Annotated in this window: 17 protein-coding genes and 2 riboswitches; of the genes, 10 read left to right on the top strand and 7 right to left on the bottom strand. The window is 45.8% G+C overall.

The window, feature by feature from the left end; all coding sequences use genetic code 11:
• Nucleotides 1–25: 25 nt before the first annotated feature.
• A complete protein-coding gene (locus B7X71_RS06790) occupies nucleotides 26–928 on the top strand; it encodes an aspartyl/asparaginyl beta-hydroxylase domain-containing protein (protein ID WP_293600397.1) in 903 nt (300 codons plus the stop codon).
• A gap of 3 nt (nucleotides 929–931) precedes the next feature.
• Here B7X71_RS06790 and B7X71_RS17885 read toward each other — a convergent pair whose 3' ends face one another.
• Nucleotides 932–1,225, bottom strand: a complete 294-nt coding sequence (locus B7X71_RS17885; protein WP_363926785.1) for a DUF167 domain-containing protein — start codon at nucleotides 1,223–1,225, stop codon at nucleotides 932–934.
• 25 nt (nucleotides 1,226–1,250) lie between these two features.
• On the opposite strand from B7X71_RS17885, the gene can reads away from it, so the two are divergent.
• From can to B7X71_RS06760, 6 genes are read left to right on the top strand one after another with little or no spacing between them, the layout of a single operon-like run.
• Nucleotides 1,251–1,916 carry a carbonate dehydratase gene (gene can / locus B7X71_RS06785; RefSeq protein WP_293600396.1) on the top strand — a complete coding sequence of 222 codons (666 nt, stop codon included), beginning with the start codon at nucleotides 1,251–1,253 and terminating at the stop codon, nucleotides 1,914–1,916.
• 8 nt (nucleotides 1,917–1,924) lie between these two features.
• Complete coding sequence (locus B7X71_RS06780) at nucleotides 1,925–2,812, top strand: lipid A biosynthesis acyltransferase (protein ID WP_293600395.1); 888 nt, start codon at nucleotides 1,925–1,927, stop codon at nucleotides 2,810–2,812.
• Between the two features lie 38 nt (nucleotides 2,813–2,850).
• Entirely contained in the window at nucleotides 2,851–3,603 is a 753-nt protein-coding gene (locus B7X71_RS06775) for a metallophosphoesterase family protein (RefSeq protein ID WP_293600394.1), read from the top strand.
• 7 nt (nucleotides 3,604–3,610) lie between these two features.
• Nucleotides 3,611–5,029 carry a protein kinase gene (locus B7X71_RS06770; RefSeq protein ID WP_293600393.1) on the top strand — a complete coding sequence of 473 codons (1,419 nt, stop codon included), beginning with the start codon at nucleotides 3,611–3,613 and terminating at the stop codon, nucleotides 5,027–5,029.
• A gap of 33 nt (nucleotides 5,030–5,062) precedes the next feature.
• A complete protein-coding gene (locus B7X71_RS06765; protein ID WP_215334090.1) occupies nucleotides 5,063–5,800 on the top strand; it encodes a pseudouridine synthase in 738 nt (245 codons plus the stop codon).
• Nucleotides 5,801–5,851: 51 nt separating this feature from the next.
• Nucleotides 5,852–7,480: a peptide chain release factor 3 gene (locus tag B7X71_RS06760; protein ID WP_293600398.1), complete on the top strand. Its 1,629-nt coding sequence runs from the start codon at nucleotides 5,852–5,854 to the stop codon at nucleotides 7,478–7,480.
• 2 nt (nucleotides 7,481–7,482) lie between these two features.
• On the opposite strand, the gene B7X71_RS06755 is transcribed toward B7X71_RS06760, so the two are convergent.
• Complete coding sequence (locus B7X71_RS06755; RefSeq protein ID WP_293599037.1) at nucleotides 7,483–7,731, bottom strand: hypothetical protein; 249 nt, start codon at nucleotides 7,729–7,731, stop codon at nucleotides 7,483–7,485.
• Nucleotides 7,732–7,917: 186 nt separating this feature from the next.
• On the opposite strand from B7X71_RS06755, the gene B7X71_RS06750 reads away from it, so the two are divergent.
• Genes B7X71_RS06750 through B7X71_RS06740 form a run of 3 tightly spaced genes read left to right on the top strand, consistent with a single transcriptional unit; the run spans nucleotide 7,918 to nucleotide 9,350 of the window.
• On the top strand, nucleotides 7,918–8,124 hold the full coding sequence (locus tag B7X71_RS06750; protein ID WP_215386972.1) for a hypothetical protein: 207 nt from the start codon (nucleotides 7,918–7,920) through the stop codon (nucleotides 8,122–8,124).
• Between the two features lie 52 nt (nucleotides 8,125–8,176).
• Nucleotides 8,177–8,683 (top strand): MOSC domain-containing protein, encoded by a 507-nt coding sequence (locus B7X71_RS06745; RefSeq protein WP_293600392.1) that lies wholly within the window; start codon nucleotides 8,177–8,179, stop codon nucleotides 8,681–8,683.
• 19 nt (nucleotides 8,684–8,702) lie between these two features.
• The gene (locus B7X71_RS06740) at nucleotides 8,703–9,350 is read left to right on the top strand and encodes a histidine phosphatase family protein (RefSeq protein ID WP_293599035.1); all 648 of its coding nucleotides are present in this window, start codon (nucleotides 8,703–8,705) and stop codon (nucleotides 9,348–9,350) included.
• 44 nt (nucleotides 9,351–9,394) lie between these two features.
• On the opposite strand, the gene B7X71_RS06735 is transcribed toward B7X71_RS06740, so the two are convergent.
• The 5 genes from B7X71_RS06735 to B7X71_RS06715 form a co-directional block, all read right to left on the bottom strand.
• Nucleotides 9,395–9,634, bottom strand: a complete 240-nt coding sequence (locus B7X71_RS06735) for a hypothetical protein (protein ID WP_015422196.1) — start codon at nucleotides 9,632–9,634, stop codon at nucleotides 9,395–9,397.
• A 72-nt stretch (nucleotides 9,635–9,706) separates the two neighbouring features.
• Nucleotides 9,707–10,459: a transporter substrate-binding domain-containing protein gene (locus B7X71_RS06730; protein ID WP_293600391.1), complete on the bottom strand. Its 753-nt coding sequence runs from the start codon at nucleotides 10,457–10,459 to the stop codon at nucleotides 9,707–9,709.
• A 103-nt stretch (nucleotides 10,460–10,562) separates the two neighbouring features.
• Nucleotides 10,563–10,760 (bottom strand): hypothetical protein, encoded by a 198-nt coding sequence (locus B7X71_RS06725; protein WP_215302240.1) that lies wholly within the window; start codon nucleotides 10,758–10,760, stop codon nucleotides 10,563–10,565.
• A 135-nt stretch (nucleotides 10,761–10,895) separates the two neighbouring features.
• A riboswitch (glycine riboswitch) is annotated at nucleotides 10,896–11,000 on the bottom strand.
• Nucleotides 11,001–11,006: 6 nt separating this feature from the next.
• Nucleotides 11,007–11,087: riboswitch (glycine riboswitch) on the bottom strand.
• Between the two features lie 71 nt (nucleotides 11,088–11,158).
• The gene (panD, locus tag B7X71_RS06720) at nucleotides 11,159–11,524 is read right to left on the bottom strand and encodes an aspartate 1-decarboxylase (RefSeq protein WP_215302241.1); all 366 of its coding nucleotides are present in this window, start codon (nucleotides 11,522–11,524) and stop codon (nucleotides 11,159–11,161) included.
• A gap of 139 nt (nucleotides 11,525–11,663) precedes the next feature.
• The coding region (locus B7X71_RS06715) for a phasin family protein (protein WP_293600390.1) at nucleotides 11,664–12,215 on the bottom strand (552 nt) is incomplete at its 5' end.

Raw genomic sequence — 12,215 nt, 5'->3', positions numbered from 1 at the left:
GTATTAACGCTAATTGGTAAACCTCATGGAATTTCGTCATCTTGTCTTTTTGATCTTTGTTGTCTCAGCTGTTTATGTTTATTTCAGGGGCAAGGTGCGGTTTGGCTTAGTGCGCTCCCTTACCGACTACCAAGTCCTGTTGGCCCCAATTAATAGCCTACTGTACTTATTTTCGAAAACCAAGGCTGGGGCGTTTATTCCGGTCGCCGACTTTCCTGAGATGAAGCCCCTTCAAGATAACTGGCAAATGATTCGTGATGAAGCTCTCGCCTTAAATGCAGATGGCGCAATTGCTGCCGCTACGGGATACAACGATATTGGGTTTAACTCTTTTTTTCGCACAGGCTGGAAACGCTTTCACCTCTATTGGTATGGGAAAGAAATGCCATCCGCACAGCTCAATTGCCCTAAAACCGTTGCCCTCCTGAAATCAATCCCCTCGATCAAGGCGGCAATGTTTGCCTCCCTACCCCCCGGGGCAAGGCTAGTACGCCACAGAGACCCTTATGCGGGCTCACTGCGCTATCACATTGGGCTTGTCACCCCAAATGATCCAAAGTGCTTTATCGATGTGGATGGAGAGCGCTATTACTGGAAGGATGGTGAGCCAGTGATGTTTGATGAAACCTATATCCACTATGCGGCCAATGAAACTGATCACCAGCGCATTGTCTTGTTTTGCGATGTCGAGCGACCCGTTCACACTAAATTGGTGCAGCTATTAAATCGCTGGTTTGGTCGCTATGTGATGAGCGCAGCCTCCTCCCAGAATGTTGAGGGGGAGAAAGTGGGGCTAGTAAACATTCTCTTTAAGTACTTTTATCACCTCAGAGCGCAAGCTAAAAAACTTAAAGCAAAACATCGCGGTATTTATTACATTGGAAAATGGGTGCTCATTTTGGGGATTTTATGGGCGATTTTTTGGTAAGTCTTAGGGGCTCAGCACCTCGATAATTTGCTCTGGGGTAATTGAACCCCAGATCTCCACCCTTTTAATGCGGCTACTTTGCCCCGATATGAGTTGAATTTGTTTTTGTGGCACTCTCAACTGCTTGGAAAGCCAAGATAAAAGCATCTCATTTGCCCTATTTTCCTGCGCGGGAGCCTGCAGCGATATCTTCAGGCAACCGTCATGGAGTCCAACCACTTTGGTCAGCCTTGCGCCTGGCTGGCAATGCAAATTCAGGACAATGCCAGTGGGGGTTTGTTTTAACCAAATGGGCATCATTAAAGTACTTTAAACTCAAATCATGATTATGAAGAACTCCAACGCCTTAGACCAGCTATTTGCGAATAATCGCGAGTGGGCAGAAGCCATGATCGCCAATGATGCGAATTTTTTTAAGCGTCTAGTTTCTCAGCAAGCGCCCGAGTATCTTTGGATTGGCTGCTCAGATAGTCGCGTTCCTGCCAACGAAATCGTTAACCTTCTTCCCGGTGAATTATTTGTTCATCGAAATGTAGCAAACGTAGTGGTACACACTGACCTGAATTGCTTATCCGTAATTCAGTTTGCAATTGATCTATTGCAGGTCAAACACATTTTGGTGGTTGGTCATTATGGCTGTTCAGGCGTGCATACCGCAATGACTGATAGGCGCGTAGGTCTGGCTGACAACTGGTTGCGGCACGTTAAAGATGTTCATCAAAAACATGAACGCTACCTTGGTGATGCAATCCCAACCGCCAAACGCCAAGATCGCTTATGCGAACTCAATGTCATTGAACAAGTAGTCAATGTTTGTGAAACTACCATTGTTCAAGATGCATGGGCGAGAGGGCAAGACCTCACCGTGCATGGGTGGACTTATCGTCTCGAGAGCGGCCTAGTAAATGATTTAGGCATGTCTATTAGCTCCGCCGAAGAAATGCATGTGCGTTACGCTAAATCCCTATCTCGCTACGATACCGAATAAATTCAGTTTTGTTTAAAAACTTTTCAAACTATTCTGGGGTGGCACTCCTCAGATTTCTGGTGTCACTGCCTTACAAAACCTTAGTCTCTATTGGCTATGGCTTAGGCTATTTGGCGGCGCACATTCCCAGTGATCGCAATCGAGTAGTTCAGAAAAATTTAGAGCTCTGCTTCCCCGAGCTTAATAGCGAGGAAATTAACCGGCTCAGAAAACGGCACTGGCGACTACTTGGTCGTAGCCTGGTTGAAAAAAGCATTATTTGGCTTGGGAGCAAAATACAGCTTGCTGACATGATTGAGGTTCAATCAGAGGTTGATCTAAATGATCGACAACCACGCATCTTAGTAAATATGCATTTTATTGGCATCGAGGGCAGTATTATTTTGAGCGCGCTTGCAAAAGATAAAGGCTGGCCTCGCACCTCTGGATTTTTCCAAAGAATGAAAAGCCCTTTCTTCAATAAGAAAATTGTTGAGTGGCGCAATCGATTTGGCGGGAACTCAATTGATCGCCAGGGAAACTCTCTTGAATTAATTCGAGAAATCCGTAAGGGTAGCCTTATCATCATCGCACCCGATATTGACCTGGGTCTTAAAGACTCTGCTTTCGTTCCATTCTTTAATATTCAAACAAATACGATCACTGCCGTATCGCGTCTTGCCAAAATTACAGGGGCACAGGTCTGCATGATGATCACCACTTTAAAAAAGAATGAGACTGGCTACATTTGCGCCATTAGCAAGCCTCTTGAGAATTTTCCGACTGATAATCCTGAGGCAGACACTGCAAGGCTAAATCAAATTTTTGAACGAGAAATACTACTGAGGCCCGCTGAATACTATTGGGTTCATAAGCGTTTTAAAAATAGGCCATTTAACGAAGCAAGCCCCTATTAAGACTTCTGCTTGGGGCACTTTTGTCCTATCATTAAAGGATGACTGAACGCATTGGGCTATTTGCCGATCTACATAGCAATTTAGAAGCTTTTGACGCCTGCATGGAGCAGGCAAAAGAGTTGGGCGTTACCCGCATGGTTTTTTTAGGGGACATTGTTGGCTACAACGCAGATCCCGGCGCCCTAATTGATCGCATTGGTGAAATGGTCGCCGATAAGAAAGCGATTGCAGTACTAGGCAATCACGATCAAGCTGTCTTTGAAGACTGCCACCACCAAATGAATGTCAGTGCAAATGCAGCAATCGAGTGGACTAAAACACAGCTTAATTCCACTCAAGTTCAATTCCTAAAAGATTTGCCACTCATCATTCAAGAAGAGGCGATGTGTTTTGTTCACGCATCAGCTTACAATCCCGCAGACTGGAATTACATTACTGACAGCATGAGTGCATGGCGTTGTGTGCAAAGCTCAGGCAAGACATATACTTTTGTTGGTCATGCACATGAGCAAGCACTTTTCTATCAAAGTGCAGTCGGCAAGCTCATTCGTTTTGCACCACACCCTGGCGATGAAGTTCCAGTGATGCATCATCGCCAATGGGTTAGCGTAGTGGGCTCACTTGGTCAACCGAGAGATGGAAATCCTGAGGCTTGCTTTGCTGTTTTTGAACCAGCATTAGAAGCCCTCACGTTTCATCGCACCCCTTATGACCAATTCACTGCGGCGGATAAAGTCCGCCGTGCTGGCTTGCCAGAGGATCTTGCCAACCGCCTAATCACAGGCAAATAATTTACCTATGCCGATTAATACCGATATCGAAGCAGTTGATGAGATTTTTCAAGAAGGCAAAGTTGTTGATGGGTTTGTTCTGGGGACGGAGGTTCATCGTGGCGGTATGGCCAGCCTATATTCCGCAACCAAAGAGGGTATTGATGTACCTATTCTCTTGAAGATTCCTAGAGTAGGGCGTGATCAACCAGTTGAAAGTCTGATTGGCTTTGAAACTGAGCTCACGATTTTGCGCTCACTGAAGAGCCCCTATGTTCCCAAGTATCTGGGCTCCGGCAATATGGCAACACGTCCCTATATTGCAATGGAACGCGTAGAAGGCAGACCTCTTGAGGATCTCATCAAAGAAGATAAGGTTTTTTCGATTGATGAGGTTGTACAGATTGGCGCTAACTTAGCGCAAGCAGTGCAATCCTTGCATGCACAAGACGCGATTCATTTAGATATCAAGCCAGAAAATATTCTGATTGATGCAAAAGGCAAACTCACCTTAATTGATTTTGGCTTATCGCATCATGCACGCTTCCCCGACTTGCTCGCGGAAGAAATGCGTAAGGGAATCGGCTCAGCCCCATACATCGCACCAGAGCAAATTACTGGTATTCGCTCAGATTACCGTAGTGATATTTTTTCTATCGGCGTCATCCTTTATGAGCTGTTAACGGGAGAGCTGCCTTTTGGCAACCCGCAGACCATGAGTGGTTTGCGCAAAAGAATGTGGGCACAAGCCTTCCCTCCACGCGCCATCCGTAAAGAGATCCCTCGCTGGTTACAAGAAGTTGTTTTGCGTTGCTTAGAGCCGCGCGCAGCAGATCGCTACCAGAGTGCCGCACGTCTTCGTCAAGTACTACGTGATCATGAGAGCGTTACCCTGACTGAGCGCGCAGATCGAGTTGACCCTCTCAGCTTTTGGGAAAACCTCAAGCGCATGTTACGTGCTGCGGGTTACGAGCCCTCTCCAAGTCCGCGCCCTAGTGTCGGAAATTACGATGCGCCACTCATGATTGCTGCGATTGATACGCGCCAATCTGATGAGAACCTACGTGAGCGGATGCAAACGACCGCAAAGAATTTATTGCAAGCCTATCCCGAAAGTCGCCTTGTGTGCATTAGCACTATTGCCAGCACGCCTACTTTTGAAGGCAATCAAGAAAGCGAAACTGCTAGCGGCATTGTTCGAGGCCACCTTGTCCAGCTCATGGAGTGGGCAAAGCCCTTGAAACTCCCTCCAGAAAGGATTTCGTATCACGTACTAGAGGCCCTTGATCCAGCTAGTCGAATTGTGGAATTCGCTAAGGATAACGATGCCTCGCTGATCTTAATTGGCGCATCCCATAAGCTTCCAAATAAAGTAACGCCATGGCGCACCTCAATGACAAAAATTGTTGAGGAAGCCCCCTGTAGCGTTCATATTGTCAGAACCTAGTCTTTGCTGGGGCAATTGCCCGATAATGCAGTCATGGAAGAAAAAATACGTGTATCCAAGCTGCTCTCTGAGCTAGGTCTATGCTCTCGCCGTGAGGCAGACTCTTATATTGAGCAAGGCTTGGTCACTGTCGACGGCGAGGTGGTCAATGAACTAGGGTCCCGAGCCTTTCGTCATCAGAAGATTGAGCTCCAGTCTGGCGCCAAGGCACAACAAGCATCTCGGATTACGGTCATTCTGAATAAGCCAGTCGGCTTTATCTCCCACTATGATGATGAGCAAGAGTATCAGCCGGCTGCCTCCCTCATCACCCCAGATAACTACTTTGCCAGCCCGCTCGACAAGGGTCGCAACCCACGCTTTAATACCCGTGGCCTAGCGCCTGCCGGTCGTCTCGATATTGACTCCACAGGCATGCTGGTGTTGACTCAAGATGGTCGAATTGCAAAACTGTTAATTGGCGAAAACAGTCCCATTGAGAAAGAGTACTTAGTCCGAGTTGAAGGCGCACTCTCTTTTGAAGATTTAGACAGACTAAAACATGGCCTAGAATTAGATGGCGTTGTTTTGAAGCCAGCCCAAGTGAGTTGGCAGAACGAAGATCAACTTCGCTTTGTTTTACGAGAGGGTCGTAAGCGTCAAATTCGTCGTATGTGCGAGATGGTTGGCCTCAGGGTTTTAGGTCTTAAGCGCGTCCGCATGGGTAGAATTTCTCTGGGCGCCCTACCTCCCGGAAAATGGCGCTTTGTCAGGCCCGAAGAGCAATTCTAAGAAGCTGCACCCGCTTATAATTCTGTCAATTAGATTAAGCGCAGAATTACCATCGATACCATCACCTCCAGCACTCCCGGCGCAGAAGTTTTAAGACGCCGTAGCTTTGCCATCATCTCCCACCCAGATGCAGGTAAGACCACCCTTACTGAAAAACTCTTGTTATATGCGGGAGCCATTCAGATTGCCGGTAGTGTCAAAGCTCGCAAAGCAAGTCGGCACGCAACCTCTGACTGGATGGAGATCGAAAAACAGCGTGGTATTTCTGTAGCCAGCTCGGTCATGCAAATGGAGTATCGCGATTGCATTATTAACCTGTTAGACACGCCGGGTCACCAGGACTTCTCGGAAGATACCTATCGTGTTTTAACTGCGGTTGATTCTGCCCTCATGGTGATTGATGCTGCGAATGGCGTGGAATCACAAACCTTGCGCTTGCTTGAAGTCTGTCGTGCACGCAACACGCCAATTGTTACTTTCATCAACAAGATGGATCGTGAAGTAAAGCCGCCCATGGAACTGATGGACGAGATTGAAACCGCACTAGGAATAGAAGTTGTTCCTTTTACATGGCCAGTAGGCATGGGTAAATCATTTGCCGGTGTAATTGATATTGCCAACTGTCAAATGCGCATGTTCAAAGCAGGTGAAGATCGTGTAACCGAGGACTCCCATGCAATTGTTGACATCAATGATCCAGCATTGAAGGAGCGCCTAGGCACTGATCTTGAAAATGCACTGGCTGAAGTGGACCTCATTAAAAATGCGATGCCCGCATTTGATCGCGAAGCTTTTTTAGCGGGTCGTCAATCACCAGTGTTCTTTGGCTCTGCCATTAATAATTTTGGCGTGCGTGAAATTCTGAACACCCTAGTTGAGCTTGCGCCATCACCAGGCTCACGTAAGGCCTTGCAACGTGAGGTGAGCCCCGCTGAAAATAAATTCTCTGCAGTAGTTTTCAAGATTCAAGCCAACATGGATCCAGCCCATCGAGATCGCGTTGCCTTCTTGCGCATCTGCTCGGGACATTTTCAACGCGGCATGAAACTCAAGATTTGTCGCAATGGAAAAGAAGTGCGCACTAATAATGCCCTTTCCTTCCTGTCACAACGCCGCGACATCCTAGATGAAGCCTTTCCTGGTGACATCATTGGATTACCAAACCACGGTCTTCTCAGGCTAGGCGATACACTCACTGAAGGTGAGCAATTGCAATTCACAGGCTTGCCATTTTTTGCCCCTGAAATTTTCCGCATGGTCGAATCTGCTGATCCATTACGCTCCAAACAACTACGTACGGGCTTAATGCAACTTGGCGAAGAGGGTGCGATTCAAGTTTTCCGCCCAATGACTGGCGGCACGATGTTACTTGGTGCTTTTGGACAGCTACAGTTTGAAGTCGTAAGCCATCGTCTGCAAACTGAGTATGGCGCTGAAGTACGCTTGCTGCCTGCACGCTACAACTTGGCTCGCTGGGTCAGCTCAGATGATCCTGTAGCACTCAAGAAATTCATCCAGGAAAATATTCACCGCATGGCAGAGGATGTAGTGGGAGCTTCAGTATTTTTGGCCAGCCATAAATCCGAATTAGATGTAGCTCAGCAGCGTTGGGAGTCTATTCAATTCCACGCACTAAGAGAACATGCAGGCCTCATCTACCAATCAGACCTTGCTGGCTAAATCTAGCGCGGACTAGATTTTGGCCAGTTGCAGTCAAATACCGCAACCAGCTGAGTATCACTCTTTCTAAACGACGCAGTCTTGCCGTATTGAGCACAATACGCATTGGCCTTTGGTGTTAGCGACTCCACAGACTCGCCATCACTAATTAGAAAGGTGACGTGATTTGTATCTGATGCATCTGTATATACCGCAGCACAGGCCATTAAACTAAACACGCTCAGTAACAAAATATATTTGAGATATGACATTCGAGCCCTCATATTCAATAATGGTATTGGTGCTAATTTCATATTAGGCGTATTCATCATGATGTAATCATAGCGCCTAGACCGCTTAACTGTTATTCTGGTTTGTGATCACTATTCCGCGCCCTACTTAGGGGAGTCTGCTGAGCAAGCTCAGAGGTTCATCATTCCAAGACTCTAGGAAAAAATATGGCTGTTGGCCAAAATCAAAGAAATAGAAAAAACGACCCCATGGTTAGTAAAACGGGCAAGGCTAAATTGGGTCCACTCACTACAGCCCAACTAAGTAAATTGCTGGACTCGAGTACCAAGCCTAAAGAGAAGGCAAAGATTCAGAGGGCTATCAATAAGCGACCTCCCGTCGCGGCACCCACCGCTGAACCTGTTGCAGCATAAGTACTAAGCCCCGAAATTGCCGGGGCTTTTTCTTATGTAATATGCTCTCATCATGACAGCATCTCCGCAAATTTATTCAATTCAAATTGCCTCTCGAGCAGGCGAATCGATGATTCAGCTGACACAAGCCAATATCATTGCTGGCAAAGGAATTGAGGGCGATCGCTACGCACTGGGCGTAGGTGCATTCTCCAAAACCAAACCTAAGATTCGACATATTTCTCTTATTGCACTTTCCGGCATTGATCATGCCAATCAAGAACTCCTTGCCCGGCAACAAGCAGTTTTTAGCGAGGGTGATACTCGCAGAAATCTTGTGATTAGCGGCATTTCTACAAATGAGCTTAATGCTCTAGTTGGAAAGATTTTCTATTTAGGGGGCCTTATGTTTAGGGGTACAGAATTATGTGCGCCCTGCCAAAGACCAGCCAATCTACTCAAAAGGCCCGATTTTATGAATGCATTTGAGAATATGGGCGGACTTAGAGCAGAGGCGCTCGAGTCCGGATGCCTTATCCCTGGAGATCCCCTCGACTTTTCAGAATCTGATAGAAATTAACTCGACTTAATATTGTTATATGACAACTACAAAACTCTGCCTAATTCGCCATGGCGAAACCGCCTGGAATGCCGAAAGACGGTTGCAAGGCCACACCGATACGCCCCTTAATCCCAAAGGTGTTTTACAGGCACGCCAAATGGCTCAAGCGCTTAAAGACATTAATCTTGGGTTTGATGTCTTGTATACCAGCGACCTGAAAAGAGCGGCTGATACTGCAAATGCTGTCGTTGAATTATTTGGAGTGGAAGCGCAGGTCGATAGCGCTTTACGAGAGCGCAATTTTGGCGCACTTCAAGGGCTCTCAATTACTGAAGCCCCTCTGTTACGGCCTGATATTTGGCAAGCGCATATCGCCCGCGACTTAGATCATGATCTCGAGGGTGGTGAAAGTATTCAGCAGTTTTCATTACGCGTACGAAATGCGCTAGACAGCATCCAAAAGCGTCATGCCGGTAAAACTATATTAGTAGTTAGTCATGGTGGCACACTCGACATGATGTATCGCATAGCAAGCAATCAATCTCTGAGCGCACAACGAATTGTCTCGGTACCAAATGCATCATTAAATTGGATTAGCCATGAAGAATCGAGTGGCTGGGCAGTAGATCAATGGGCGGATACTCGGCACTTAAAAGGCTCTGCTCTTGAAAACGTTGACCTCTAAGTAAAAAGTCACCATCAGGTGACTTTTTACTTTTCAGAAAGGATTTATTTTCTGATGTGTGCGTGACGAGCAGCATCTTGTGACATGCCCTCACCTTTTGGCTTACCTTCAAGCGCCTCTTTTTCAGCAGTAATTTCTTTGCGACGCTCTTTGCAAGAACCGGCAATCTCTTGCAAAGCTTTACGAGCTCTGGCAGCGGAAGCTTTGATTCCTTTACCATGGAACTTTTCATTCTCTGATTGGTATGTTTCGAAAGCGGCAATTAATTTGTCATGATGAGACATATTTTTCCTTATGAATAATTGAAATAATCAGCTTAAGAGCACTTTAACCCAATATACCAAAGTCACTGCAATTTATTTCGTCCACTGATTAATAATTGCCTTTAATTTTTCTGGTCCCAACTCAGAAAGGTATAAATTAAAGTCGTCCCTCAATTTGGAGCCTTTTTTAAAGGCAAATCCTAGGTTATCAAAACCCACCACTTGGTAGCTACTGCTCACTGGGAGATTTAATGATTTTTGATAACTTTGCAGCATCACACTATCCACAAATACCAAGTCTACATTGCCATTTTGCAAAGCAATTAAGGCCTCTGTGGGTGAAGGATAAAGCTTCACTCGGTCCAAGGAGTAATACCCTTTTGGCTGCAACACGTCTTTTACATAATCATCAAAGACGCTGCCGGTTGGATAAGCAATAGTATATTTTTGTAACTGGGATAAATCGGCAATCTTAATATTACGATTTTGTAGGCTAATTAAATCCCAAGTACTCGTGAAGTATGGCTTGGAAAAATCTATCACTTCTTTGCGTTTATCTGTAATAGAGATACCCGAGAACGCAACATCAGCCTGCCCGCTAGTCACCGCGCCCAACATACCTAGCCAATCGTAAGCAGTCATTTTGAATGTACAACCTCGTGACTTGCAGTAACCCTCAAATATTTCCAAATCTACGCCCGTGTATTTGCCATCTTTCTCAAAAAGCATTGGGGGGATGGCAGGCGATACAGCAACCTTAATCACATTAGATTGCTCTTCCTTGGAGCATGCGCCAAGTACAAATAGGCTTGCTAACAATATCGATATTATTTTCAATAGTCTCATGATGTATTTAGCATTCAATTAGATGAACGATCTTATCAAGAATTGAATGTAAAAAACCACCCGAAGGTGGCTTTTACTTTCTAATGGCTACTTTTATCTCTTGCTAGCCAACGTTTACTTTCTTGGTGGGTACGTGACTCGCTTTACAGAAATCCACAATAGCATCTGCAAATTTGAGATAGCGTGCGTTTACCAACCTCAGTTCGCTTAACTCTGATACGGTTTTTGATACTTCGCGTTTAAACGATACGTCCTCATAGCCTGGATGATATGGGGCTTCCTTAGTGTAGATATTGCTCATAATTTGCCTATTTCAGTAAGATTGTTAATGGTCCCAATGCGGGAAATAGCTAATGCGCTCTTACTGATTTAGCTTGGGGTGGTATTCATACAGGGCTCCTAACTTGCGCGTGCGCATTCAATGCGCCACTCGCTTGCCGCTCCCCCTGTCCTTGATACCTGAGAGATTCACACTAAGACCTAGCTTAGTGCTTGCTCCTTCGGTGCACCATCAATATGGTGACTCTCCAGACGGCAGTTTAGGATAAGCAGTACCTTCCTGTTGGGTACCTGAGCGTTCATGGGAGTTTGCGCCTTCGGTGGAGGCCTATGGCCTCACTCTCCTGCTTAGCATTAGTATATCTTGAGATGTTACTTTTGTAATCCTGGCTAATACCTAGCCCCAGGAATGCCAAGAATTTAATTGACCTTTTTAATTTCTTTAATGGTATTGCCTTCACCCAACAACACAATCTTAGGTACATGCTTTGCAACTGCATCGTTGCTAACTTGTCCGTATGTGCAAATAATCAGATGGTCGCCAACATGTGCTTTACGTGCAGCAGCGCCATTCAAAGAAATAATGCCGGACCCACGCTTTGCTTTAATGATGTATGTTGAGAAACGCTCGCCATTGTTGATGTTGTAAAGCTCGATCTTTTCAAATTCACGCATATCCGCAGCATCGAGTAAGTCTTCATCGATTCCACAAGAGCCTTCGTAATGCAAATCCGCCTCTGTAACGGTTGCTCTGTGAATTTTTCCCAACAACATAATGCGATTCATACGATTTCCTCAAGAATTAAAAGCATGCCTCTTCCAGCATTTTTAGCAGCTATCTCGCTATTTTCTCAAATTTTTTTGATATTACGCCAGCAAAAAACCCCGCTTACACGGGGCTTTTTGTTTAACTATTATCTACTACTTACTTGGCGCGACTTTTTCCTGCCTTAGGAGCCTGACCAAATTGACCTTCTGCACTCTTCATTGCGGTTTCAACACTTTTCTCAAAGTTTGCAAAAGCATCTTGAGTGGTTGATCGTACTTGATCAAAATTTTGCATTGCTGTGTTGAATGCCGAGGTAAAGGCACTTACATATGCTTCTGAACCTGCTGGCGCCTTTGAGGTAGCGGCTGCGACAAAGCTCTTTAAGTCATCTTGTGATTGATCAATGGCGGCTTCTACAGCCTCAACTAATTCTTGATTTCCACGACGCAATACTGCGGCCACTTTTTTCTGATAAGCGGCAACTTCAGCAACCGCCTCTTGCACTTCTGGGCTTTGCAGGAGATCTAAGGCTGCTTTAGCATCTTTACCCTTTAACAATTCAGCGGCCTTAGCTTGCGCATTGGCTACAGCTTGTTGAGCTGCTTGGTAATTGATTTCTGCTAGTTCTTGAGCGTTCTCGAGAGCAGTTTGACCCAATGCACGGGCGCTTTCAACGGATTTGGCTTGATTTTCTGCAAATTGATTTTT

The sequence above is a fragment of the Polynucleobacter sp. 39-46-10 genome (assembly GCF_002282275.1).
Note: the sequence above shows the minus strand (reverse complement) of the source record. Positions and strands in the feature narration are given on the sequence as shown.

Bases quoted from the DNA above. Each gene is read 5' to 3' on its own strand.
- B7X71_RS06790 (WP_293600397.1), top strand. From the start codon at position 26: ATGGAATTTCGTCATCTTGTCTTTTTGATCTTTGTTGTCTCAGCTGTT.
- B7X71_RS17885 (WP_363926785.1), bottom strand. From the start codon at position 1,225: ATGCCCATTTGGTTAAAACAAACCCCCACTGGCATTGTCCTGAATTTG.
- can (WP_293600396.1), top strand. From the start codon at position 1,251: ATGATTATGAAGAACTCCAACGCCTTAGACCAGCTATTTGCGAATAAT.
- B7X71_RS06775 (WP_293600394.1), top strand. From the start codon at position 2,851: ATGACTGAACGCATTGGGCTATTTGCCGATCTACATAGCAATTTAGAA.
- B7X71_RS06770 (WP_293600393.1), top strand. From the start codon at position 3,611: ATGCCGATTAATACCGATATCGAAGCAGTTGATGAGATTTTTCAAGAA.
- B7X71_RS06765 (WP_215334090.1), top strand. From the start codon at position 5,063: ATGGAAGAAAAAATACGTGTATCCAAGCTGCTCTCTGAGCTAGGTCTA.
- B7X71_RS06755 (WP_293599037.1), bottom strand. From the start codon at position 7,731: ATGTCATATCTCAAATATATTTTGTTACTGAGCGTGTTTAGTTTAATG.
- B7X71_RS06750 (WP_215386972.1), top strand. From the start codon at position 7,918: ATGGCTGTTGGCCAAAATCAAAGAAATAGAAAAAACGACCCCATGGTT.
- B7X71_RS06745 (WP_293600392.1), top strand. From the start codon at position 8,177: ATGACAGCATCTCCGCAAATTTATTCAATTCAAATTGCCTCTCGAGCA.
- B7X71_RS06740 (WP_293599035.1), top strand. From the start codon at position 8,703: ATGACAACTACAAAACTCTGCCTAATTCGCCATGGCGAAACCGCCTGG.
- B7X71_RS06735 (WP_015422196.1), bottom strand. From the start codon at position 9,634: ATGTCTCATCATGACAAATTAATTGCCGCTTTCGAAACATACCAATCA.
- B7X71_RS06730 (WP_293600391.1), bottom strand. From the start codon at position 10,459: ATGAGACTATTGAAAATAATATCGATATTGTTAGCAAGCCTATTTGTA.
- B7X71_RS06725 (WP_215302240.1), bottom strand. From the start codon at position 10,760: ATGAGCAATATCTACACTAAGGAAGCCCCATATCATCCAGGCTATGAG.
- panD (WP_215302241.1), bottom strand. From the start codon at position 11,524: ATGAATCGCATTATGTTGTTGGGAAAAATTCACAGAGCAACCGTTACA.